The organism is Pseudomonas sp. MF7453 (assembly GCF_016405455.1).
Lineage (GTDB): Bacteria > Pseudomonadota > Gammaproteobacteria > Pseudomonadales > Pseudomonadaceae > Aquipseudomonas > Aquipseudomonas paralactis.
In genome coordinates this window covers 260,930-286,048 of record NZ_JAEKCN010000004.1, presented here as the reverse complement: position 1 = coordinate 286,048, position 25,119 = coordinate 260,930, and the positions used below count along the sequence as shown (strand labels likewise).

Here is a 25,119-nt window from a genome sequence, read left to right as displayed (position 1 = left end):
TTATCCTGATTGAACGTGGCGCCTATGAGTTTTTCGCGAGCAAGCTCGCTCCTACAGGGAAGCGGTTTTCCAATAATAAGAAACCGGAGAACAACCATGTCCCTTAGCGTGTTCGACCTGTTCAAGATTGGCATCGGCCCCTCCAGCTCCCACACCGTCGGCCCGATGCGTGCCGCCGCTCGATTCGTCGAGGGGCTCAAGCGTGACAACCTGCTCAACGCCACCTGCGGCATCAAGGTGGAACTCTATGGCTCGCTGGGCGCCACCGGCAAAGGCCACGGCAGCGACAAGGCCGTACTGCTGGGCCTGGAAGGCGAACACCCGGACACCGTCAATACCGAAACCGTGGCTGCACGCCTGGCGCAGATGCGCAGTGACGGGCGCCTCAACCTGCTCGGCGAACACAGCATTGCGTTCAACGAGAAAGAACACCTGGCGATGATTCGCAAACCCCTCGCCTACCATCCCAACGGCATGATCTTCCGCGCCTTTGACGCCGCCGGTATTCAGATTCGCAGCCGCGAGTATTACTCGGTCGGTGGTGGGTTTGTGGTGGATGAAGACGCGGCGGGCGCCGACCGTATCGTCGAAGACGCCACACCCCTGACCTTCCCGTTCAAACACGCCAAGGACTTGCTCGGCCATTGCGCCACCTATGGCCTGTCTATCAGCCAGGTGATGCTGACCAATGAAAGTGCCTGGCGCCCGGAAGCCGAAACCCGCAGCGGGTTGTTGAAGATCTGGCAGGTCATGCAGGACTGCGTCGATGCCGGCTGTCGCAACGAAGGTATCTTGCCCGGAGGCTTGAAGGTCAAGCGCCGGGCGGCGGCCTTGCATCGGCAGTTGTGCAAGAACCCGGAGTCGGCGCTGCGCGACCCGCTGTCGGTGCTCGATTGGGTCAACCTGTATGCGCTGGCAGTCAACGAAGAAAACGCCAATGGCGGGCGCGTGGTCACTGCGCCCACCAATGGCGCGGCTGGGATCATTCCCGCCGTGCTGCACTACTACATGCGCTTCATCCCCGGCGCGAACGAAGACGGTGTGGTGCGCTTTTTGCTCACCGCCGCCGCCATCGGCATCCTCTATAAGGAAAACGCTTCGATCTCGGGCGCCGAAGTCGGCTGCCAGGGCGAAGTGGGCGTGGCCTGTTCCATGGCTGCCGGGGCCTTGTGCGAAGTGCTGGGCGGCAGCGTGTCCCAAGTGGAAAACGCCGCCGAGATCGGCATGGAACACAACCTCGGCCTGACCTGCGACCCGATTGGCGGCCTGGTGCAGGTGCCCTGCATCGAGCGCAATGCGATGGGCTCGGTGAAGGCGATCAATGCCGTGCGCATGGCCCTGCGCGGCGACGGCCAGCATTTTGTGTCCCTCGACAAGGTCATCCGCACCATGCGCCAGACCGGCGCCGACATGAAAAGCAAATACAAGGAAACCGCCCGTGGCGGTTTGGCGGTCAACATTATCGAGTGCTGACGCCCACAAGCGCGTCGGCACGTTTTTCAGGAGCTGAATATGTCCACCGAAACCCTGTTGAAAACCCCATTGCATGCCCTGCACCTGGAGCTGGGCGCACGCATGGTGCCCTTCGCCGGCTACGACATGCCAGTGCAGTACCCATTGGGCGTGATGAAAGAACACCTGCATACCCGTGAACAGGCCGGGCTGTTCGATGTTTCCCACATGGGCCAGATTCGCCTCACTGGCGCGAATGCCGCCAAGGCCCTGGAAACCCTGGTGCCCGTCGATATCATCGACCTGCCGGTGGGTATGCAACGCTACGCGATGTTCACCAACGAGCAAGGCGGCATTCTCGACGACCTGATGGTCGCCAACCTGGGCAACGATGAACTGTTCCTGGTGGTCAACGCCGCCTGCAAGGACCAGGACCTGGCGCACCTGCGCGCACATATCGGCGACCAATGCACCATCGAACCACTGTTCGAAGAACGCGCCCTGCTGGCCCTGCAAGGCCCGGCGGCAGTGAAAGTATTGGCGCGCCTGGCACCTGAAGTCACCCAGATGACGTTCATGCAATTTGCCACCCTGCGTTTGCTGGGCGTGGAGTGCTACGTCAGCCGCTCCGGCTACACCGGTGAAGACGGTTTTGAAATCTCCGTACCGGCGGCCAATGCCGAGAGCCTGGCCCGCAGCCTGCTGGCCGAAACCGAAGTACAGGCTATCGGCCTGGGCGCCCGCGATTCGCTGCGCCTGGAAGCCGGCCTGTGCCTGTACGGCCACGACATGAACACCGACACCACGCCAATCGAAGCCAGCCTGTTGTGGGCGATTTCCAAGGCTCGGCGTGCCGATGGCGCACGAGCCGGCGGCTTCCCTGGCGCCGACCGCATCTTCACCCAGCAGCAAACCGGTGTGGCGCGCAAACGCGTGGGCCTGCTGCCGCAGGAGCGTACCCCGGTGCGTGAAGGCGCTGAAATTGTCGATGCCCAGGGCACCGTAATCGGCAGCGTGTGCAGCGGCGGTTTTGGCCCGAGCCTGGGCGGCCCGCTGGCCATGGGTTATCTGGACACGGCCTTTACCGCACTGGAGACCGAAGTGTCTGCGTTGGTGCGTGGGAAAAAGGTGCCACTACGTGTAAGTAAAATGCCATTTGTACCGCAACGTTACTATCGCGGCTGATTGGTTGTTTCTATAAGTAACGCGGTTGCGTTAACGTGCACTAAACTGTAACGCAACCGCCATAAAACAGTGCATGTACGATAGCCATTTTTATAGGAAAACCCCTATAACAAGTGAACTACTCTATCGAATAAGTCAGCAGCCCTGCATTCAACAAAGTGTCATACGCCCCAGTAAAACCGGGGCCTGGCGTAGGGCTTGTTTTTTTCATATTAGTTGGCGTAGAGTTTGCCCACTGTGTTTGCATGGGTCGCTTGGAACCTGGACCTGGGCAGTAGCTCAAGTAGTTTGCTACAACCCGTTCGACGTCTCTTACTTTCCTGCAACCCAGCCCAGTACTCTTTCGTGTGAAAGAGGCTGTCATTAATTTTTAGCGTCAAAGGAAAGAAGAAAATGGCTGAGCGTCAGAGCGGTACCGTCAAGTGGTTCAACGACGAAAAAGGCTTTGGTTTTATCACTCCTGAAAGCGGCCCGGATCTGTTCGTGCATTTCCGCGCTATTCAGGGCAACGGCTTCAAAAGCCTGAAGGAAGGCCAGAAGGTCACCTTCGTTTCAGTTCAAGGCCAGAAAGGCCTGCAGGCTGACGAAGTACAAGCAGAAGGCTGATCCTTCCTGCGACAAAAAGCCCCTGATATGACATCAGGGGCTTTTTTATGGGCGCCATTGCGTAAACTGCGTGCTTTCTCCAGAGAGCCCTGCCATGTCCAAACCCCTGTTGAGCCCCCAGGGCGAATTTCCCGCCGTTGGCCTGGGCCGCCGCCTGGCAGCGATGTTCTACGATTTCCTGCTGTGCACCGCCCTGCTGATCGTCACGGCGTTCATCTACAAGCTGGTGTGGATCGCCTTCGTCGGCGAAGCGAAGATGCGCACCCTTACCGAGTCCGGCGCGCTGGACGGTGACCCGTTGCTGTCGACGATCCTGTTGTTTGTGCTGTTCGGGTTCTTCGCCAAGTTCTGGACCCATTCCGGGCAAACCCTGGGCATGCAGGTGTGGGGCGTGCGCGTGCAAAACGCCGACGGCTCGCGGATCAGCCTGTGGCAGGCATTGTTGCGTTTTGTGGTATCGATTGCGTCATGGTTGTGTGTGGGGTTGGGGTTTATCTGGTCGTTGTTCGATAAACAAAAACGCAGCTGGCATGACATCTATTCGGATACCCAACTGGTGCGGATCCCGAAGCAAAAGAAGTAACTCAAGTGTGGGAGCTGGCTTGCCTGCGATAGCCATAGGTATCTACACAATTTCGGTACGACGCTGGACCTGTGGCGAGGGAGCTTGCTCCCGCGACGGCCTGGCAGCCGCCCCTGATATAACTGATGCCCCGCGATCCAATGTGGGAGCTGGCTTGCCTGCGAAGGCGGTTTGTCGGGGTACATATCCATTCCTGCGGTAACGGCCACTTAGGGTTCCGCTTTTACAGCGGGTCACTTTGGAAAAGAGCCGGAATGCCGGCCCAGCCCAAAGTAACCAAAGGGCTCTTGCCCCACCACTCGGCACCTCGCTTAGGCTCGGTGTGCCCGTAATCCGCCAGTGATTTGGGGGGCCGCCGCCACGCGCCATCCATGGCGCGGGGCGGCTAAACCGGCATCCCTGCCGGTTTACCCCCCAAATCCCTGTCGAATTCCGGCCAGCGTGGTTTGACGGGGCGCTTAAGATCAAAAGCGGCTCGCTTCGCATCGTGGTTACCGTTGATCGCTACAGAGTTGTGTAGATACCTATGGCTATCGCACGCAAGCCTGCTCCCACATTTTGATTTGTGTTCAGGCGTTGCCGGCCAGTTTCAACCGTGCAGACTGGGTGAAGTCGAGCATACGCTTGAGCGGTCGCACCGCCTGCGGAATCACCGAAGGTTCGACGAAGATCTCATTACTACCCTCACGCAAACACTGCAGCGTACGCTCCAGCGTGTTCATCGCCATCCACGGGCAGTGCGCGCAGCTGCGGCAGGCTGCGCCGTTACCGGCGGTGGGCGCTTCGACGAAGACTTTGTCCGGGCACAGCTGCTGCATCTTGTAGAAGATGCCGCGATCAGTCGCCACGATGAAGGTCTTGTTCGGCAAGCGCTGCGCCGCAGCGATCAGTTGGCTGGTGGAACCCACCGCGTCCGCCAATTCGATCACCGAAGTCGGTGACTCCGGGTGCACCAGGATTGCCGCATCCGGGTACAGCGCCTTCATGTCTTCCAGCTGCTTGGATTTGAACTCTTCGTGCACGATGCAGGCACCGTCCCACAGCAGCATGTCGGCCCCGGTCTGACGCTGGATGTAGGTGCCCAGGTGTTTGTCCGGGCCCCAGATAATGGTCTCGCCGTTGTCCATCAGGCTCTCGACGATTTCCAATGCGCAGCTGGAGGTCACCACCCAATCGGCACGGGCTTTGACCGCGGCCGAGGTGTTGGCATACACCACCACGGTGCGCTCGGGATGTTGATCACAAAATGCGGAAAACTCATCCACCGGGCAACCCAGGTCCAGGGAGCAGGTCGCTTCCAGGGTCGGCATCAGGATGCGTTTTTCCGGGGTGAGGATCTTGGCGGTCTCCCCCATGAATCGCACACCGGCCACCAGCACGGTCTTGGCTGGGTGGGCAGCGCCGAAGCGGGCCATTTCCAGGGAGTCGGAAACACAGCCGCCGGTCTCTTCGGCCAGGGCCTGAATCACCGGATCGCAATAGAAGTGGGCGACCAGCACCGCGTCCTGAGCCTTGAGCTCGGCGGCGATGGCAGTGCGCAAGCTTGCCTCCTCAGCAGCGCTGAGCACCTTGGGCTGTTTGGCGTCGAGGTGGGCTTGAACCAGTAGGCGTTCGGAAATGTGCGTCATGTTCGCAAGACCTGCAGGCGCAGTAGCGCGAAAGTCGAGTGTACCACCGGCTCGGGAGCCCTTCGGGCGCCGCCGGACGAAGTGTTTTTGTTCATCAAGCACGGGTAAAGCTTAAAGCTGCGCAAGGCTACAGAATATCCAATGGATTCAAAAGCCTAATCTGGCAACGAAGCAAGCTGCCGTGCCTCGATCGCACCGCGACGATTAAGCGCCTTCTGAACAACAATCAAAGCTTCCCCTTCCCCACTCAGGCTTCTCGAAACTCAGGAATATCGGGCCTGAACGACTCACCTCGCACCAAAAATGTGCACAAAGACACTTAATTACACGACCTTTCTTACGTTTTGTGTGATAAATCCTACAACGATGTAACAAACCGTCTACCACTCACTCAAGTGTGGCAAGCCCCGCTGAGTTCACCGTTTGGCTCGGGCGGATGCATCGCGTGTATTTCTACGTTTAAGGAAGTCGAGTGCCACATCAGCTCTCAACCGCACACCTGTGTTGTACCCGGAAACTGGGCCTCGCCCTGCTCTGCCTGTGGGCGCTGCCGGTGGCTGCCGCCGATGGCCCGCAGCCCGGCCAGGAAGCGCTGCGCTTGCAGCAGCAACAGCAGCGCGATTTGCAGCAATTACAACTGGAGCAACGCCAGCGTCAAATGCAGCGCGGCAGTTTCGGCACGCAACCGGCCACACCGGCCTTGCCAAAAGAGGCTGCCAAGGATGAACGTTGCTGGCCCCTGAACGGTACGCGTCTGGCCGGCGTTACGCTGTTCACCCGCAGCGAGCTGGATAAACACATCGAGCCCTACGTGGCCGCTTGCATGGGCGTCACACAGATCAACCGCCTGCTGGCGCAGATCACCCAGCTGTACGTCGACGCGGGTTATATCGCCAGCCGGCCGTACCTGATCAGTGCGCCGGCCGCCGGGCAACCCTTGGATATTCATGTCGAAGAAGGCTACCTGGAGGCCATCGAGCTGGCCGACCAAAGCCTGCCGGTGTCGCTGGGCGGGGCATTCCCCGGGATGCTCGGCAAGCCGCTGAACCTGCGCGACCTGGAGCAGGGGCTGGACCAGCTCAACCGCCTGCGCTCGGTGGACCTGACCGCGGACATCGCCCCCGGCAGCACAGCGGGCGCCTCGCGCATCATCCTGCGCTCGCGCAGCAGTGCCTCGCGCTGGGCGCTCGGGCTTGGGGTGGATAACCTCGGCAGCGCCGGCACCGGGCGTGATCGCAACGCCATCAGCTTGAGCCTGGACAGCCCGTTGCAAATCAACGATTCGCTCAATCTGAGCTTCAGCGACACGCTCAACCATGGGCCGCGCTACAGCCGCAGCCACAGCCTGTTCTACTCCCTCCCTTACGGTTACTGGACCTACAGCCTGTTCGCCAGCCATGCCGAATACCGTTCACCGTTCAAGCTCAGCCGTACGACGCTTTACAACAGTGGCCGCACCGATCAGCTCAGCCTGCGCAGCGACCGCGTGCTGTGGCGCGACCAGGGCCATCAACTGAGCGCCAACCTGCAACTGGCGTACAAAGACGTCGACAGTTACCTGCAAAAGGCTCGCCTGGACATTCAGAGCCCGACGCTGACGGTAGCCGAAGCGGGCCTGAACCTGTTCTGGCTCAACAGTGCGGTGTGGAACCTGGACGTCAATTACGCCCAGGGCCTGACCTGGTTCGGCGCCGATCGGGATGCCGACCAGGTACAGAAAAACCGCCCCAAGGCGCAGTTCCACAAGTACCGCGCCAACCTCACCCAATGGCGCAACGGCCAATGGTCAGCGCAGCCGTGGCAGTGGCAAAGCCAGCTGTCGGTGCAGTACAGCCCGGATGCACTACCTGCCATCGAACAGCTGCTGATCACCGATGACTCGGCCGTGCGTGGCTACCGCGAAAACAGCAGCTCCGGCGCCATTGGCGCGGTGTGGCGCAACACCTTGCGCCTGCCGCTGAACACGAACTTGCCAGTGAAGATCACCCCGCGCCTGGGCCTGGACAACGCTTGGGTCAAGCACGAATACGGCGCCCGGAGCCAACGCCTGAGCGGCGCCAGCGCGGGGCTCAACCTGAGCTGGAAGAACGTGCAACTGGACTTCGATTACCAACGCAACCTCAACACCCCCACAGGTTTTCGCCAGGAGCCGGAGGTCTGGCTGACACGCCTGAGCCTGCAAATATGAACCACCGCTGTTTTTAGCCTGAGACAACCGCCGTACCTGACCACCACAGCAGCGTTGCAACGAACAACGCACGTCGCGGATCAGCCAACACAGAGCGAGAATATTTATGCCGACTACTTCACACAGCTTTCACCTCTCCCCCCAGGGCAAACTGCGCTGGGCCATTGCCAGCCTGTTTCTGCTGCCACAGCTGGTACTGGCTGGCGGCGTGACCGTCGTCACAGGCCCCGGCGGCACGCCGCAGCTGCAAGACCAGGGCGGTGTACCCATCGTCAACATCGTCGCGCCGAATGCCGGCGGCCTGTCCCATAACCAGTTTCTGGACTACAACGTCGACCGCCAGGGCCTGGTGTTGAACAACGCCTTGCAGGCCGGCCAGTCCCAACTGGCCGGGCAACTGGCGGCCAACCCGCAGTTCCAGGGCCAGGCGGCGAGCGTGATCCTCAACGAAGTGATCAGCCGCAATGCCTCGGCCCTCAACGGCGCCCAGGAAATTTTCGGCCAGGCTGCCGATTATGTGCTGGCCAACCCCAACGGCATTTCGGTCAATGGCGGCAGTTTCATCAACACCCCGAATGCCAACCTGGTGGTGGGCCGCCCGGAGCTCAACGATGGCAAGCTGCAAGCCTTGAGCACCCGCGATGCCAATGGCCAACTGACGATTCAGGGCCAGGGCCTGCACAACCGCGAGGGTTCCATCAACCTGATCGCGCCACGCATCGACAGCGAGGGTCGCCTCAGTGCTCGTGACCAATTGAACCTCACGGTCGGTCGCAACCAGGTGGATTTCGCCAGCGGCGAGGTACGTCAGGTCGACCCGGCCGGCAAGACCCAGGACCAACGCATCGACGCGCGCCTGTTCGGGGCGATGCAGGCCGGGCGGATCAATATCATCAGTACCGCCGAAGGGGCCGGGGTGCGTGTGGGTGGCGTGCAGGTGCAAGGCACTGACGGGGTGAAAATCCGTTCGGCGGGCGACCTCGACATCAGCGGCCAGGTGCATGCCAACAGCCTCGACGCCACCCGCGCCGGGGTACAGAGCCGCCAGGGCGATATCGACTTGCACAGCGCCAAGGACTTGAACCTCGCCGCCACCGACGTGAGCGGGCGCAACGTCAAACTCGATGCCGGGCGCAACCTCACCCTCAGCAGCCTGGAAAGCCGCAAGCTGCAGGAAAAACGCGAACAGTGGAACAACAGCAACTTCCTGTTCACCTACGAAACCTACGACCGCACCACCACCGACAAGGATTCGCGCCAGCACGGCAACACGCTCGTCGCGCAACAGGACGCGGCGCTGTCTTCCGGCGCCAAGGCCGACATCAAAGCCAGCCACGTCGAAGCAGGCAACAACTTGCGCGTCAACAGCGGCGCCGACCTTCAGGTGAACGCCGCTACCGAAACCCATGAGACCCGTGATCAGGGCAACCACCGCAAGCACCTGTGGAAAGCCAACTGGGACAAATCCAGCAGCGAACAGCGCAGCATCACCAGCAGCCTCAAGGCCGGCAACACGCTGGCGCTGACCAGTAAACAGACACTGCAATTGCAGGGCGCCGAGCTGAAAACCCCAGGGGACATTCAGTTGGCAGGCCGCAAGGTGGAGATCGCCAGCGCCAGCCGCACCCAAAACAGCAGCGACAACACCTACGCAGGCGACCTCACCGGCGGCAGCTTCTTCGGCAAGAACGGCGACGGCAACCAGGGCAAGACCTTGAACACCGCCAGCAAGGTGAATGCCGACGGCAAGCTGATCGTTCGGGCCGACGATGTGCGCATCAGCGGCAGCCAGGCCCGAGGCGGCAAGCAGGCCAGTGTCATCAGCGACAAAGGCTCGCTGGTGATCGACGGCGTACAAGACACCTCCCATGACAACCGCTACAGCAACGACAGTAAGTTCTTCGGCATCTCCAAGGATGAAAGCCGCAAAAACCTCAAAGACAGCACCGTGGTTGCCAGCAACCTGCGCTCAGACAGCAACCTCAAGCTGCAAAGCGCCAGGGACATCACCGTAAGCGGCTCTCAGGTGAGCGCCGCAGGTGAACTGCAAGCGGATGCCAAGGGCGATATCAAGGTCGTTGCGGCGCAGAACACTGCCCACGACACCACCAGCACCCATACCCGGGGCTTCGATGGCTACGCCAAGCAAACTGAAGGTGTCAGCCGCCAGTACCGTGCGGGCCTGAGCTATGAAGACCAGCAGCAAACCCGTCAGACCGACACCACCGGGCAGCAGGCGTCCAGCCTCAACGGCGCCAGTGTGGCGGTTAACGCCAGTGGCGATGTCAGCATCACCGGATCCCACCTCAAGGCCACCGAAGGCGATGCGAGCCTGAGCGGCAAAAACGTCGAGCTGTTGGCTGCCCACGACAAGCGCAGCGAAGCCATCGACAAAACCACCACCGGCGGCAGTTTCTACTACACCGGCGGCATTGATCGGGCAGGCAATGGCGCTCAGTTCAGCCACCAGAGCAGCCACGACACCACTGAAAAAACCACCGCGCAAACCAGCACCGTAGCCGCGGCCGGCAAGCTGACCATCAACGCTGGCAACACCTTCACCAGCGAGGGCGCACAAGCCAAGGCCGGCACCGAGTTGCGCGTCAACGCAGGCCGGATCGACAACCTGGCCGCCCAGTCCACCGAGACCAGCACCCACAAGCAAAACGGCTGGAGCGCCGATGTCGGCGCCAACGTGGAATACAAAGGCATTACCCGCCCGATCGAAAAAGCCGTCGAAGGCGTGGCCCAGGCCAAGTTCCACCAGCCGGGTTTGCTGGACGCATTCGAACAGCCCAACGTCGGGCTGGATGTGGAAGTGGGGCATACCCACAGCACCCGCACACAACAGGACAGCACCGCCTTGGTCAGCCAGTTCAGTGGTGCCACGGTGCAGGTCGATAGCGCCGGCAAGTTGCAGGATGAGGGCACGCAATACCGCGCCACTGATGGCGGGCTGACCATCAATGCGGGCGAGCATGTGGCCAAGGCGGCTGCCAATACCCACAGCAGCAGCGAGCAAGGCGTGGACGCCAAGGTCGGCGTGCGGGTCTACACCACCACCGGAGAGGATGTGAATGTACGCGGCAGCGGCAGCGGCGGCAGCCGTGATATACGCCAAGCCGGCAGCACGGCGGTGGTCGGCAGCTACGCGGGCACCCAGGGCGTGAGCATCCAGACCCAGGGCGATGCGAGTTATGAAGGCAGCCAGTTCAACGGCGGCCAGGCAGGCGTCAACCTCAAGACCGGCGGCGAGTTGGCGCTCAACCAGGCCAACGACACCCAGAGCAACACCAGCAGCACATTGCGCGGTAACGCGTCACTGACCGTGGGCACCGCGCCCGGCGCCAATGGCACCAACATCAACCTCGGTGCCGGTGTGCAATTGGATAACCAGCGCCTGGACACCCAAGACAGCCAGGCCCACGTCGCGACGCTCCAGGGCAACGGGCCGATCCAACTCGGCAGCGGCGGCGACATGACCCTGCAAGGCACGCAGATCGGCAGCGCCGCCGCCAAGACCGGCGATATCAGCCTCAATGCCGGCGGTAAGTTGGACCTGCAAGCCGCCACCAACCGCCACGTCAGCAGCGGCAGCAACCTGGGCGGCGGCCTGACCGTTGGCGCCGGCAAGACCAGCAGCGCCGAAAGCAGCAGCAAGACCGGCAGCCTCAGCGCCAATTTCAACATTGGCAAAGTGGCGGAAAACGACCAGAGCGCCGTCGTCGGGCAGTTGCACAGCAGCGGCAAGGTCAGCCTCGCCAGCGGCGCTGATGCAACCGATGCCATCCACTTGCAGGGCACTCAGGTCAGCGCAGCCAGCGTTAGCCTCGATGCGCAAAACGGCGGCATCCTGCAAGAGTCTGCGCAATCGACCCAGGCCCATGGCAACTGGGGCGTGACCCTGGGCGCAGGGGGCAGCGTCGGCAAAACCACCTTGGCCGAAGCCGGTGAACACGAGACACCCAAGACCCAGCGCGGCATCAATGGGCGGGTCAAGGTCGATGTGGATCACGTGCAAGGCAACACCCAGCACAACAGCGTAATCACGGCGGGTGACGTCACCCTCAACAGTGCTGGCGATACCCATCTGGCCGGTGCGCGTATCGACGCCGATCAGGTGTACGGCACGGTGGGCGGCGACCTCGTCGTCGAAAGCCGCAAGGATCAGGTCAACAGCACCCAGGTAAATGTCGACGCCAGGCTGGATGTCGAAAAAAACCAGCCGGGGGTGGTGGATAAGCTGGCCAAAGCCAGCGGCCCACTGAAGGACAAGGTACAAGCCAAGGCTGAAGCCGCGTTCGACAAGCATCGCGACAAGCTGGAGAACGTCGTCGACAAAGGCACCGGGCACCTGGCTTCGGCCAAGGACAGCGTGGTCAACAGCGTGGTCAATGCCAAGGAGCGCCTGGGCGAAAAACTCACCCGCAGTGGCAGCTACGACGTGAACCCGGAACCCCGTGGCGCCTTCGGTACTCGCGTGGACAAGGCCAAGGCTTACCTGGCAGACAAGACCGATGCCCTGGGCACGCGCTTGTCTGGCTTCAAGGATAAGGTCTGGCCAAAAACCAGCGACAGCTACACCGTGAGTGGCAAAGACACCACCGGCAGCAAGGTGGCCAATACCGCCGAAAGCGTGTTGTTCGGCGACAAGAGCGGCAACACCAGCTACACCCCAACCCTGTATCTGGATGTCAGCCAGGTGGCCAAGGACAGCGTCGCCCAGGCGTCAGGTATTCGGGGCAGCCAGGGCGTCAACGTGCAGGTGAAGGGTGATACGCAGCTCACGGGCGCGCGGATCAGTGCCCCCAATGGCAAGGTCGAGCTGGGTGGCTCCAAGGTCACCGCAACCACACTGGCCGGCAGCGACTACCGCGCCGATGTCGGGCTGAACGTTTCGAAGTCACCGGTCAACCTGGCCCTGGGCGCCAAGGACGAACTGACCCAGAAACACGACGACGCCACGCGCAAGGATCAAGCCTTCAACCTGGGCCTGCTGCGAGCCGGCGGGCACAGTGAAAGCCAAACCTTGCAGGCGGGGATTGATCAAGCCATCAACTAACGATAATGCCCCCCCACTGTAGGAGCGAGCTTGCTCGCGAAGAACGTAAACGATGACGCCGGCATGTTTGGAGTACGCGGCGCCCTCAGGTTTTTCGCGAGCAAGCTCGCTCCTACACATCAGTTGAAGAGTGCCTGTAGGTTCTTCATTGCGTCATCGGCAAAGCCTTGCAGGAAGGCTTCGAACGCCGGTACGTCTTCCTTGCCGCCCGTGTACGGCTGAGCAATGATGGTCCAGGTCGCCAGGCTCTGGTTCGAGCCTTGTGGCACCACTTCCATCAGCGCCCACAGGTTGCCAATGTTCAGCGAGGTGTAAATCAGCGACCAGGTCATGGTCATGGCTTGGTCGTCATAGCTGTTGAGTTGCTCAACCACCACATTGCCATCCTTGAACAGCTTCTTGCGGACCGAACGCACGCCCTCGCCCGTCATTTCGATATGGGACAACGCCGGAATAAACTTCGCGAAACCGGCGAAATCTCCGACGATGCTCCACACGCTGCGCGCATCGCCATTCACGCTGACGCGGGCGACCACAGGGTTACCGACCGGGTTACGCACCAGGGTATCGGGTTCAAAACCTTGCACGAGAAAGCTCCTTCTTTGTTCAGATGATCTCGATTGTTCGAGGCGGCTATTGTGGCACTGCGCTCCTCTGCCAATCGTGACGACCTCGACGTGGTGCTGTAGGCAATAGCGGAATATTGGCGCGGCGTCGACGGTTTCGAGCTCAGTTCTTTGCCGGTTGCCGTAATGCCAGGGCAGCCACGCCACACAGGATCAAAGCAACACAGGACACATAGAACGCATCGCTGTAGGCCATCAGGTACGCCTCGCGACGCACGGTGTGGAGCAACCCCTCGATAACCTGCTGTTGAGCGGGCAACAACTGATTGAAGATGAAGTCCTCGCTGTCAGCCATGCTGGTGCGCAGGCGCTCCTGCAAGGACGGGGAAAACAGCGTGATCGACTCCCCTACCCGCTCGGAATGAAAGCGTTCGCGCAGGGCGACGATCTGCGTCAGGCCCGCCGTGCCAACGGCGCCGCCAAGGTTACGCAGCATGGAGAACAACGCCGAGGCAGAGCCGGCTTCGTCTTTGGCCAGGCCAGACACCGCCAGTACCGACAGCGCCACCATGATCAGCGGCTGCCCGATGCCCCGCACCACGGTGGAAGGAATAATCACGCTGGCGGCGCTGTTCACGTCCAGGTGCGCGCCAAGGTAGCACCCCAGGGCCATGATGAAAAAACCACTGGCGACCATCAGTTTCGGGTTGAGCCACTTCATCAGGCGCGGCATGAACGGCGCCAGTACCAGTTGCACCATGCCGTAGGCGATCAGGCTGATGCCAATCTCCCGCGCGTTGTAACCCTGCAACTGGGACAGGTAATTGGGCACCAGGAACACCAGGCCGAAAGTGGCCCCGCCGAAGATGAACATCGCTGCGCTGGCCACGCCGAAGTTGTAGCTCTTGAGCAGGCGCAGGTTGATGAAGGAGCGACTGCCATACAACTGCGACAGCACGAAGTACACCAGGGCCACGCCGGCGATCAGCGACATCCACACAATGAAATCGGAGCCGAACCAGTCCTTGCGGCCACCTTCTTCCAGCACGATCTGCAAGCCACCCAGGCCGACGATCATGGCGATGATCCCGCCCCAGTCGCCGCGTTTGAGCAGGCTCAACTGCATGGGCTTGGCATCGATGGACCATGCCACCGCCAACAGCAAAAGAACGCCGGGAGCCAGTTGCAGGTAGAAGATCCAGCGCCAGGAATAGGCATCGGTCAGCCAGCCGCCAATGGACGGCCCGGCGGCCTGGGCGACGCTGTTGGACAACGCGAACAAGGCCATGCCCATCGCGATCTTGCTGGGCGGCAGCTCGGTGATGATCAACTGGAATGACAACGGGATCAGCACCGCGCCGGCAGCGCCCTGGATCACCCGAATGATGATCATCACTTCCAGGTTGGGCGCCCAGGAGCAGGCAATCGACGCCACCAGAAACACGAACGAGCCGACGAGCATCACCCGACGCAGGGAGAACACCTGCACCAGCCATGCGGTCAGCGGAATCATCACGATCTCCGCGACCAGGTAAGCGGTGGAAATCCATGAGCCTTCCTCGAACGTCGCCCCCAGTGAACCCTCGATTTCCGGCAGTGCGGCGCTGGTCACGTGTACGTTCATGCCGGCCATGAAACAGCCGAACAGCCCGCCGATCACCGCCACCCAGGCGCGAAACGAAACGTTTTTTTCAGCCGCTTCAGTCATGTGCAACGCCCTGATTAGCTGGGCGGGTGTCCACCGTGGTGATCACCGACATACCCGGCAGAATAGGCCCGCCTTCGTCATGCTCATCAATGACGATCTTCACGGGAAAGCGCTGCACGATTTTGGTGAAGTTGCCGGTAGCGTTGTCCGACGGCAACAGTGCGAACACCGCCCCGGAACCTGGCGAGAAACTCATCACATGGCCTTTGAGCTTGCGCCCCGAATAGCTGTCGACGCTGATAGCCACCGGTTGGCCGGCACGCATATCGCGCAGCTGGGTTTCCTTGTAGTTGGCCACCACATAAGCCTGTTGCACGGGCACCACAGCCAGCAGCGGCAAACCTGGCGCGACGTATTGACGGGTGCGCACTTTGCGCTGCCCCACCACCCCGTCGATGGGCGAGCGGATCAAGGTGTCCTCCAGGGCATGAGTCGCCAGGTTCAACTGCGCCTCGGCCTGGCTGCGCCGTGCTATCTGCTGCTGGAGCGAGGCTTGGGCCAACTGGCGTCGGGTGACGGCCACGGTCAAGCGGGTGTCCTGTTGGCGTTGCATCGCGTTGGCAATTTCCACCGCGGCAGTGGCCTGACTGTAACGGGCGGCGGCGGTTTCCAGACGCTGGGCGCTGGCGGCGTGGTCGCGCACCAAGCCTTCGTAGCGGCGCTGGTCGAGGCTTGCGCGGCGCAGTTCGGCGGCCACACTGCGGGCGTGAGCCTGAGCCTGGTCAACGCCGGCTTTTTGCTGGGCGATCAGGCTGTCAGTGACTTTCATGTTGGCCTCTTGCGCTGCCACCGAGGCCTGAGTCTCGGCCAGTTCTGCGCGGGCTTGTGCCAAGCGGGCCTGGTAGTCACGGTCCTCGATGCGCACCAGCACATCCCCTGCCTTGACCGGCTGATCATCCTCTACCATCACCTCGGCCACGTAGCCTGAGACCTTCGGGCTGATGGGAATCCAGTCGGCCCGCACATAGGCATCATCGGTTTGCTCCAGATAGCGGCCGACCGTCATCCAGTACACGCCGAACACCACTGCCGCGATCAACAGCACAGCACCGCCCAGCAGGAGCAGACGTCGTTTGCGGCTTGGGTTACGCGTGTGTGCCTGTTCGTCCTGGACAGCAGTTTTTTCATCAACAGCGATATTCATGGCTGGGTACCGGAAAAAGTGGTGTAAGCGTGGGTGGGCGCTGAAGGCTGCCAACCACCGCCAAGCGCCCGAAACAGGCCGATCTGGCGTTGCAGCAACCGGCCATCGGCGTCGGCGCGGGTGGCCTGCAAGCGGATCAGCTCACGCTCGCTGTCCAGCACGTCGAGAAAGTCGATAGCCCCCGCGTCATAGTTGAATTGGGCCAACCTGTAGGCGTGACGGCTGCTCTCCAGCGCCTGGCTCAAGGCCGCGTGGCGCTGGCGCTCGCCGTCGTATAACGCCAGGGCCTGACGCACCTCCTTGAGCGCCTTGAGCACGCTGGCCTCGAACTGCGCCACCTCCACTTGCTCAAGCGCCCGCGCCTGCATGACCCGCGCGCGGTTGGCCTGCCAATTCGGGAACTGCCAGGTGATCAGCGGGCCGATGCCGAACATCAGCGCGCTGCTGTCGCCCAGCTCATGGGGTTTATTGGCCGAGGAGGACACTGAAGCGCCGAAGGTGACCTTGGGGTACAGGTCGGCCTGGACGATATCCACTTGCAGCGTGGCCGCCTGCAACGCTCTCTCGGCCTGCCGGATATCGGGGCGGCGCGCCAATAATTGCCAGCCATCGCCCACCGGCAACTCGGCATTGAGTTGGGGCACCTCTTCACAGGTGGCGGCGCCTTCGCCTTGGTCCAGATCAGCCACGCCGGTCAGCATTGCCAGCTCGTACAGCGCGGCTTGTCGACGCGCCTCCAGCATCGGCAGCAGCGCCTGGGTTTCGCCTTGCAACGCTTGCATACGGCTGTATTCAAGGTCGGTCACCACTCCGGCCTGTCGCTGGCGATCAATCAACGCCAGGCTGCGCCCGACCACTTGCAGCGAGTGGCGCTGAACCTGGGCACGCGCGCCCAAGGCGCAGGCATTCACATAAGCGCGGGTGGTTTGCGCCGCGACCGTGATGCGCAGCAGGTCTTCGGCATCCTGCGCCGCTGCGGCTTGTACCTGGGCTCGTTCGATGGTGCGCTGAACCTGGCCCCACACATCCACTTGATAGGCCAGCTCCAAGCCTGGGTTGAACGCCCACTCCGACGGCGCATGACTATCGGTGGCCCTGGCCAGGGTTTGATCATCGGCGGTCTTGCCGTAAGCCGCGCCCAGTGACGCCTGGGTGGACGGCCAGCGCTCGGCATCAGCCTGCATGATCCCGGCCAGCATCGCCTGCACATGGGCCTGGGCTGCTGCCAGATCACGGTTGTGCAACAACGCCTGTTGCACCAGCGCATCGAGTTGCGGATCGTTGTACAGCTGCCACCAACGCTCGGGTAATGCCTGGGCCGAAACGCCTAGCGGCAGACGACTCAGGGCATTGATGCGTTCCGGATGAGGCTGTGCCGGTGTATGCGCGACCCAGGATGAACACCCCGCCAACAACGCCACCGCCACGCCAAACAGCGAGAGACGGCCATGCCGTGGGGAAAAAGAAGGCGAACCCATCGAAAAAATCCAGAAGGCCAAGTAGAGACGCAGGGTAAAAGCGCAACGGGGTACGCATCTCCCGAGTTCTGGACAACCATCGTTTCGATTGGGACAAGGTGGGGCGGCGCTTCTGAATCGCGCGTCAAACTCGTTCAGAAATGTGGGAGCGGGCTTGCCCGCGAAGGCGGTGTGTCAGTCGGTGCATCTGTTGCTGCACTACCGCTTTCGCAGGCAAGCCACCTCCCACATTGGACCTTCGTCGCCCCTCGCCAAAGTGCCAGTCACGGCTACCGCTGTGAATTCAGACCAGGCGGCAGTGACTCGGCGTGTAACCCAGGGTGCGCTTGAACATCGCGGTAAATGCACTCGGGCTTTGGTAACCGTGCTCCAGGGCCACCTCTAAAATGGAGGCCCCACAGGCCAGCCGCTGCATGCTGAGCAGCAACCGCGTGCGCTTGCGCCACTCGCCGTAACTCATGCCCAGTTCTTTCTGGAACAGCCGAGCGAGGGTGCGTGAACTCATATTCAGTTGTGCCGCCCAATGCTCCAGTTTCGATTCCCGGGAAGGGTCGTCGATAAAGTCCGCGCACAGCGCCTTAAGCCTGGGCTCATCCGGAATCGACACATGCGCCAGTACCCGCTGCGCACGGTCAAGCTCCGAGATAATCAGCTCGACAATCTGCACATGACGCAACGACGCCGGCTGGCTGTCAGGCTCATCGCCCGCAGCCACAATCAGCTCGCGCAGCAAGGGTGAAACCCTGATGACCTCACACTCCTGCGCCAACCGACCGTGCGCCCCCGGCGAGATCAGCAAGGTGCGCATACGCACCTCGCCGGTCATGCGGATCTGATGCTCCACCGCCGGGGGCACCCATAGGGCGTGCCCGGAAGGCAGCACCCAGGTTGCCTGCTGCACCGACACCAGCATCACACCGTTGATGGCATAGACCAGTTGGCCCTCGTCATGTCGATGGGCAGCCACGATGTCGCCGTGAAGATAGTTACCGGCGAGCGCTGCCAATGGGGTATGCGCGTTCATTTCAGCAAGCCGCGAACAGGTTAGGTCGGCCACTGTTGGAAGGATCCTTGGGCATCATGTCGCTTCTCCTTTTTTTGAACAGCGTGACCCATTGGGGCTCAGTGGCCACTGGACTCAATACTAAACAAAGAAAGGGTGCGGGTAATTGCGTATTGATGTGGGTACTGTGAAAAAACGTCGAGTAAAAATTAAAAAAACCGGAATATCGGCGAGTGGATTTCAACAAAGAAAGATTATTGCTTGTGGGGATAACAGGGGCTCTTGAAGAGCCCCTGTTCGGGTTTAACCCTAAAACGCGTAACGCGCCTTGACCATCACACCATCAGCATCAAACCCGCTACGCGCCTGGCGGGTATAGCTGGCGCCTACCGTCAGCGCCGACACCTGATAATTCAGGCCCAGGCTGGCTTCGTAACTGTCACGTGCGACCGAAGCGCCCGTGACGGTAAACGCCGAACCACCCAGCACAAAGCTGGAGGTTTGCGCGACGCGGTCGCCCATCAGGTCGTGATAAGCCATCAAGGTGGCTTCCGGTTGCAGGCTGCCGGTGGCCAACGGGAAATTGCCGGCCAAGCGCACACCCGCACCCAACTCGCCAACCTCATAGCATTGCGAGCCGGTGCTCAGCGCCGCTGAAGAGCCCTTCTCGGTAAAGCTGTCCATGTGCACGTTGGAATAACGCGCCGCCACTCGCGGCTCTATCACGGCAGCATCCGACAGCTTGAAGCTGTAGCCGCCCAGTACGCTGGCCGACAACACATTGCTGTCGTAGCTGCCCTTGGCGGTAGTACCCGCCACACGGCGCTTGCTGTCATTGTCGTTATGGCCGTAGCTCAAGCTGCCGTCGACAAACCAGTTCTGCAGCGACCAGTTGCCGTACAACGACAGCGCATGGCCCTGCACGTCGGTCTTGTTACCCAAGTCCGAATGGATGTTGGAATTGAGATAGCTGTACGCCACACCCACCGTGGTGCTGTCGTTCAAACGACCATCCACACCCACCGCCATGCCGCTGCTGTTGGCTGAATAACCGTTGTCGCCGCCACGACCATCCTGATCCATGTTGCTGCTCAAGCCTTGCAACCACGCACCCACGGCTTCGCGATTATCACGCTGGCCCGAGAGGCGATTGAGGATCGCGCCATTGATCACCGTCTGGCCCGACAAGGCCACGTCCAGCGCACCACGGTTGACGTCCGGCTTGAGTTGCTCGCCCACCTGCGCCAACTGCTGCGCGGTGCCTGCGTTGGCCAGGGCCTGGAACACCGGATCATCCGTTGCCAACTGCCCGAGCACGTCATTTTTTGCTTCGTTGACCACAGTGACAACCGGTTCAGTGGCGCCCGCGCCGGTCAGTTCCTCTTGCACTTGCTGATTGCTCTTCAAGCCCACCACGGCCTTGACCGTTTGCGCGTCGGCCGAATAACTGAGCACGTCCAGCAACGACGAAGTGCTGGCAACCGACAGGCCGTTGTTCTGCACACTGCTGGCTTGCAGCAAGGTGTATTCGGTGCCGCTCGGCACGGGGGTGAAATCGCCTGGGTTGGCGCTCAAGGTTACTTTCGATGCCTGAGCAAAATTCGCCGCACCGTTGACCGTCAGGTATGGCGTGGTCGGCACCACGCTGTTGGCCAGGCGCATATCAATGCCTGCACCGCTGGCGATGTTGAGGTCACCGGTGAGCACCGTGCCCGGGGCCGCAAGGTTTAAGGAGCCCGAGTTGATCGACACCGGCGCGATGATGCGGCTGCCGGAAAAGTCAGCCTGGCCGGCAATGTTCACCGCGCTGACGTTGAGCACATCGCCGACGATTTTGCCGCCGGTCCAGTTCAGGCTGGCGCGGTTGGCTGCGTCGATGGCGATGCCGGAGTTGCTGCGGATTTCACCGGCTTGCTGGTTGATTTCGAAGGTGGAGGTTTGCTCGGCTGCGTCAACAGAGATGGCCGTGCCATCGGCGATGATCGTGCCGCGGTTGATGATGCCGCGAGAGCCGGTGGGGCTGTTTTGGGTGAAGGTGGCGCCCAGGAGATCGATTGCTTTGCCGTTAGTGCCTTGGGCTTGGAGCGTGCCGGTGTTGAGGATGGAGTCGACGGTACCTGCATAAAAAATGAGTCCGGCTGAATCAGAGCCATTCACGGAAACCAGTCCACTGTTTTCGATGCGCAGCGCACTGGTGGTGGTTTCAACCTCTATGCCCCAGGCGCGCTGGCCCGTTGCGGTGATGGTACCGGAGTTGATGATTTTTCCGCCGATATTGATCGGGTACGCTCGCGGGCCATCCACCGCCAGACCCACCACCTCATCACCCGCCATTTCGATCACGCCTGTGTTAGCCACGTCGCCTGCCACTTGGGAGTTATGCAGGAACATGCCCTCGCCGCCAAACGTGCCATTGACAGCAGAGACGTCCGATACAACAGGCGTTGATTTGATAGTGCCAGAGTTGATAACACTGCCACCAATCACTGCATTACCAATCTCAAAACCTTCGTAACCGCCATTGTTCATGGTGATGTTACCGGCCTGAATCACATCGCCCGTAATCGTACTGGGGGTCGAGCCGTCATTTGCAAAACCGAATGGGTCCACGGCAAACGCCCGGATGTAACGTCCGTCGGAGGTCATCACAATATCAGCACGATTGATCAGCGAACCTTGAATGCTGGTACTGGAAACACTCACGCCCATCAACATAGTAGTGCCAGAGTCGGGGGTGGGCGTTTGATTTGTCGCCTCAGTCAGCCTTCCGGTGAAAATCAGAGACTCATTGAACGCCTCGCCCTTCCACGAGGTTTTACCTTGACCCAGATCCACTTCAACGGCCATTGCCTGGCTGCTGATTGCACCGACCACTACGGCCAACAGTTTTTGCTTGAACGGATTTTGCTTCATTTGAAAACTCCATGTACGACAGAAGGCATCGCCCATAAACCCTGGCGATTACAGATATAAAACCAATGACTACAACAAGCGCCGCTGCACCGCCTCATCCAACGTGCTGCGGGTCAGGGCCTGCACCACCTCTTGGGTGTCCTGGCGGAAAGGCACGGCAACGATCAACAGCAATTGCATCCAGGTACGCAGCGACTCGCTCTTGCGCACACGGCCCAGCTCCTTGCCGTCCTTGTCCTTGAATACGGTCTCCAGGGTGAAGGTGTTCTTTGCGGTAGAAGGGATAATGAAGAACGTCACCCCGGTGATGATGGCCGACGCCATGCTGAACTGTTCGTTGTTGTACAAGGTGGCCTCAACATAAAGATCCGCCTCGGCCTTATCCGTACTCACCCACGCAAAACGCCCCGACTCACGAAAGCCCTCGGCAACCGTCGCTTCCCCAACCGCTGCTGCAGCCCCCGCAGCCGTATTGGCCGGCCCACCGTTGACCTGATTCATGACCGTGGTGCGCACGAACACCTTCGGCTTCTGCTGCGGCGCATTGGCCGTGGGTGGCCACGTCTGAACGGGAGGCAACTCGTTTTGCGAATACGTCACGCAGCCAGACAACAGAACCGCAGCGAGCACCACACAGTGCTTGATTGAACCGATCATTTTTGTTCTTCCTTAAGTTGTGGTTGTGCCAACTTCGCCGTGGCGTTATCGAGCAGCGTTGAAACCAGTTCATTCAACTTCTTGACCCCCATCACCGGCGACCAATACTCCCGCCCGTAAAGCCCCACGTTGTGCTCAAACTTGATCTGCTCCTTGGCGGCGGCCAGTTCTTTACCGTTACGGTCAACGATCGCCAGATCACCGGCCATATCGAAACTGTCGACGTAGATGGGCCCGTTTACCCAAATCCAGATCGTCAGGGTCAATAAAGCCCCCGGGATGTAAGCAGGGTGCGGCGCGCGATGGCCCTTGAGCGATGTCATGTTGAACTTGAGCACCACGTCGTTCTCGCCCAGGCGCACCGGGTATTCGGTGACATCCTTGAAATAGCCACCGGCTTTGACGTATTGGTTGAGCTGATGGGTGAGTGAACGGCTGATGGCGGTGCGGGTGGCGTCGTCAGCGTCAGGGATAGCAACGGAAACATCGGCGATTTGTGCGGCTCGGGGGCTGCTGACTTTCGCGGGATGGGGAGGAGCGCTCAATGGACCGGTGACGGTGTAGGAGACGCAGCCGGTCAGGGACAATGCCGTGAGGAGTGCGGCGGTTTTGAGGAGGGTTTGGAGCACGGAATGTCCTTATTGGGGGGATCTGGTTGGTCTGAATGTAACTTTTGGGAAAGCGGAATAAGAGGTTCGCCGGGGGGATGCCATACTCTCTGTATGTGCAGCTTTTATAGACAGAAGGGGCCGATTTTAGAAACGTGGATAATCGTGGACGTTAAGTAAGTGCTATTCAAATCTGCCCCCCCTTTTCTCAACGCCCCTTTTTCTACCTGATCGACAACCGACAATTTAAAACTCAGCGTGCAGCCACGCTGACTACGCTTTTTACTTGATTCCATTGAACCATCTGAAAGGCAGATCAGAAGTTGTGAAACTTATTCAGGATGAGACATAAGCCTACTTTAGGACTAGACAGGATGTGCGCTCGCAGCTACCACCGTAGAACAAGTCCAACTTTTTTCATTTTTTGCAGCTACATCAGCCAGCTAGCTAACCGCTAAGTAAGTGCTATTCCTGGCTGACTCTTTACTCCTTTAAACTCCGCCACATATCATTTAAAACAATTAACACCCTAGAATAGATCAGCAACTGAACCTCAAAAACCAAAACACCCTCCGAAAGATGAATTTCTAAAGGAATTGAAATATTCACATCTTGGGTCGCCGAAGCCTGCGAAAATACCGCCGCAGATAGATGACTAGTAATATTTAATATATCAGAATAAAGAACACCAACACTTTTTTCCTCAAACTTTACAACCACACCCTTTTCAAAAACACTTAAGGCGCAGTCATCTAAACGAACCTCATATACGCCCCGACCCAGTTCGGGGTCACTACTGAAAGGTATAAAGCCTCCATAACCAGATACATTAAGGCTTTTCAGATGCTTGCTCACTGACTTTGGATGGCTCACTACTTTAGCCCCTTCAAAAAATCTCTAAGTCCTTCTTTGGTAGCAGGAAAACTAAAAGAGAATTGCTCGCCCACTTTCCCCGCCCCTAATGCTGCGCCTTCCTCTGACGCGTAATAACCTTTAAGGGTAACTGTCTTAGCTCCCTGAGACTGAGTGTATTCTAGAAGTTTCTTAAGCGGCCCCACTAATTCCGAAGCCCCGTCCGGACCATAGCCAATAAAACCTTTCGATGTACCTACAGCAAAGTCGTCAAATATAACCTCACCGGCATTCATTGTCACTTTCGGGGAGTATATGGTTCCGACCCCGTTAGCAGCATCAAATGAAACTTTCCCAAGATCGGTTGCCACAGGCAAGGTTGTTTTGGAACCAGGAATCAACAGCGGTCGAGAAAACGCCTTGCTATAAGAGCCTACTTCACTTACCCCGTCCGGGTAAACAACCTTCATAGCATCATCAGAAACGGTAACGACACTCCCCTTCGGCAAAATATTGCCATTGGCTAATGTCACCGTCTCACTCAATTGCACCGTGGTATTGGCCTGAACAACCTTGCTCTCGACGTAAGTCGCACTACCACGCAATACCGCACCACCCGCTTGTTCGGCGAGCTCAGCCTCAACAGTAACCGCGACCTTGCGACCCAACACAACAACCCGCCCAATCGGCATGACGTCGAGTAAAGTAACGTCCTTCAGCCCTCCGACAGTCGCATCCTTAACACGCTCGCGAGTGCTATCCGATGCATCACTTGATCCATCAAACACACTGATTTCTGGATGCCGATTTACTGCGGCATTAACACCAAAACGATTGGCATCGGCCTGAAGCGTTCCGCCTGTCGGCCCATAAGACCCGGCACCGTTAGCGGCAAATAATCCGCTGTCGGCCTTTTGCTGGGCGGTAGCCTGGAAAGCTATTACCGGTTTGCCATACGCAGTCACAACCGAGCCGTCTTTCCATCGCAGCGGGGTGCCCTGGGCGCTCATCTGGGTTACAACGGCTTGGGCTACAGCCATATCGTTGGAGAACTTTCCAACCAGCGGATTTCCCTGCTGAGTGCCTTGATTCAACTGGGCACGCAAAGCCTCATATTTTTGTGCCGTCGCGTTATCCAGTTGGCTGTCGCTGGCCAGTGTCAGAAGCTCTTCCCAACTGAATCCCGACAGCGTTGGCTGCTGTCGCTCACGAGTGAGTTGAGCCGCTTTTTCCTTTAGCAGACGCTTCTCTTCAGGATGCAGTTGACGGTTATACGCCGTGGCGTCTTTGGCGATATCGATCCCGGTTTGCAGATCGCCGCCAACTATCGCTGCTGCCGTAAGTCCCACCAACTGCGACGCAGCCAGCTCCAGCTGTTTGTCACCCTTCACCAGCGTGCTTAGGCGTTCGCTCAACGCCTCGTTTGCCCCCGCGGCCATCGCCCCCGTAACAAACCCTTCGCCTGCCGCCTCACTGAGCAAGCCAC

At 59.9% G+C, this 25,119-nt stretch carries 17 protein-coding genes; 6 read left to right on the top strand and 11 right to left on the bottom strand.

Annotated elements, in window-relative coordinates; genetic code table 11:
* Nucleotides 1-96 precede the first annotated feature (96 nt).
* From JFT63_RS09070 to JFT63_RS09055, 4 genes are all read left to right on the top strand, one after another.
* Nucleotides 97-1,473, top strand: a complete 1,377-nt coding sequence (locus JFT63_RS09070; protein WP_198843812.1) for an L-serine ammonia-lyase — start codon at nt 97-99, stop codon at nt 1,471-1,473.
* A 39-nt stretch (nt 1,474-1,512) separates the two neighbouring features.
* The gene (gcvT, locus tag JFT63_RS09065) at nt 1,513-2,637 is read left to right on the top strand and encodes a glycine cleavage system aminomethyltransferase GcvT (protein ID WP_198843811.1); all 1,125 of its coding nucleotides are present in this window, start codon (nt 1,513-1,515) and stop codon (nt 2,635-2,637) included.
* 393 nt (nt 2,638-3,030) lie between these two features.
* Nucleotides 3,031-3,243, top strand: a complete 213-nt coding sequence (locus tag JFT63_RS09060) for a cold-shock protein (protein ID WP_007253000.1) — start codon at nt 3,031-3,033, stop codon at nt 3,241-3,243.
* Nucleotides 3,244-3,337: 94 nt separating this feature from the next.
* Nucleotides 3,338-3,826, top strand: a complete 489-nt coding sequence (locus JFT63_RS09055) for an RDD family protein (RefSeq protein ID WP_057704283.1) — start codon at nt 3,338-3,340, stop codon at nt 3,824-3,826.
* A 569-nt stretch (nt 3,827-4,395) separates the two neighbouring features.
* On the opposite strand, the gene nadA is transcribed toward JFT63_RS09055, so the two are convergent.
* A complete protein-coding gene (nadA, locus tag JFT63_RS09050; protein ID WP_198843810.1) occupies nt 4,396-5,454 on the bottom strand; it encodes a quinolinate synthase NadA in 1,059 nt (352 codons plus the stop codon).
* A gap of 472 nt (nt 5,455-5,926) precedes the next feature.
* Here nadA and JFT63_RS09045 point away from each other — a divergent pair, with 472 nt between their 5' ends.
* Nucleotides 5,927-7,642 carry a ShlB/FhaC/HecB family hemolysin secretion/activation protein gene (locus JFT63_RS09045; protein ID WP_198843809.1) on the top strand — a complete coding sequence of 572 codons (1,716 nt, stop codon included), beginning with the start codon at nt 5,927-5,929 and terminating at the stop codon, nt 7,640-7,642.
* Between the two features lie 106 nt (nt 7,643-7,748).
* Nucleotides 7,749-12,704: a hemagglutinin repeat-containing protein gene (locus tag JFT63_RS09040; RefSeq protein WP_198843808.1), complete on the top strand. Its 4,956-nt coding sequence runs from the start codon at nt 7,749-7,751 to the stop codon at nt 12,702-12,704.
* Between the two features lie 119 nt (nt 12,705-12,823).
* Here the strand turns inward: JFT63_RS09040 and JFT63_RS09035 are convergent, their stop codons facing one another.
* From JFT63_RS09035 to JFT63_RS29885, 10 genes are all read right to left on the bottom strand, one after another.
* Nucleotides 12,824-13,291 (bottom strand): SRPBCC family protein, encoded by a 468-nt coding sequence (locus tag JFT63_RS09035; RefSeq protein ID WP_198843807.1) that lies wholly within the window; start codon nt 13,289-13,291, stop codon nt 12,824-12,826.
* Nucleotides 13,292-13,433: 142 nt separating this feature from the next.
* Complete coding sequence (locus JFT63_RS09030; RefSeq protein ID WP_198843806.1) at nt 13,434-14,978, bottom strand: MDR family MFS transporter; 1,545 nt, start codon at nt 14,976-14,978, stop codon at nt 13,434-13,436.
* Nucleotides 14,971-16,122, bottom strand: coding sequence for an HlyD family secretion protein (locus JFT63_RS09025; RefSeq protein WP_198843805.1), 1,152 nt, complete (start codon nt 16,120-16,122; stop codon nt 14,971-14,973). Before JFT63_RS09025 ends, JFT63_RS09030 begins: the two co-directional genes overlap by 8 nt.
* Nucleotides 16,119-17,600 (bottom strand): efflux transporter outer membrane subunit, encoded by a 1,482-nt coding sequence (locus JFT63_RS09020; RefSeq protein ID WP_198843804.1) that lies wholly within the window; start codon nt 17,598-17,600, stop codon nt 16,119-16,121. Before JFT63_RS09020 ends, JFT63_RS09025 begins: the two co-directional genes overlap by 4 nt.
* 283 nt (nt 17,601-17,883) lie before the next feature.
* Nucleotides 17,884-18,624: an AraC family transcriptional regulator gene (locus tag JFT63_RS09015; RefSeq protein ID WP_198843803.1), complete on the bottom strand. Its 741-nt coding sequence runs from the start codon at nt 18,622-18,624 to the stop codon at nt 17,884-17,886.
* Nucleotides 18,625-18,912: 288 nt separating this feature from the next.
* Entirely contained in the window at nt 18,913-21,516 is a 2,604-nt protein-coding gene (locus tag JFT63_RS09010) for an autotransporter family protein (RefSeq protein WP_198843802.1), read from the bottom strand.
* Nucleotides 21,517-21,585: 69 nt separating this feature from the next.
* Complete coding sequence (locus tag JFT63_RS09005; protein WP_057704291.1) at nt 21,586-22,173, bottom strand: hypothetical protein; 588 nt, start codon at nt 22,171-22,173, stop codon at nt 21,586-21,588.
* The gene (locus JFT63_RS09000; protein WP_057704292.1) at nt 22,170-22,802 is read right to left on the bottom strand and encodes a hypothetical protein; all 633 of its coding nucleotides are present in this window, start codon (nt 22,800-22,802) and stop codon (nt 22,170-22,172) included. The genes JFT63_RS09005 and JFT63_RS09000 overlap by 4 nt, the downstream gene beginning before the upstream one ends.
* Before the next feature lie 462 nt (nt 22,803-23,264).
* Nucleotides 23,265-23,654, bottom strand: a complete 390-nt coding sequence (locus tag JFT63_RS08995; RefSeq protein ID WP_198843801.1) for a hypothetical protein — start codon at nt 23,652-23,654, stop codon at nt 23,265-23,267.
* The gene (locus tag JFT63_RS29885; protein WP_269835569.1) at nt 23,654-25,114 is read right to left on the bottom strand and encodes a hypothetical protein; all 1,461 of its coding nucleotides are present in this window, start codon (nt 25,112-25,114) and stop codon (nt 23,654-23,656) included. Before JFT63_RS29885 ends, JFT63_RS08995 begins: the two co-directional genes overlap by 1 nt.
* Nucleotides 25,115-25,119: the final 5 nt, after the last annotated feature.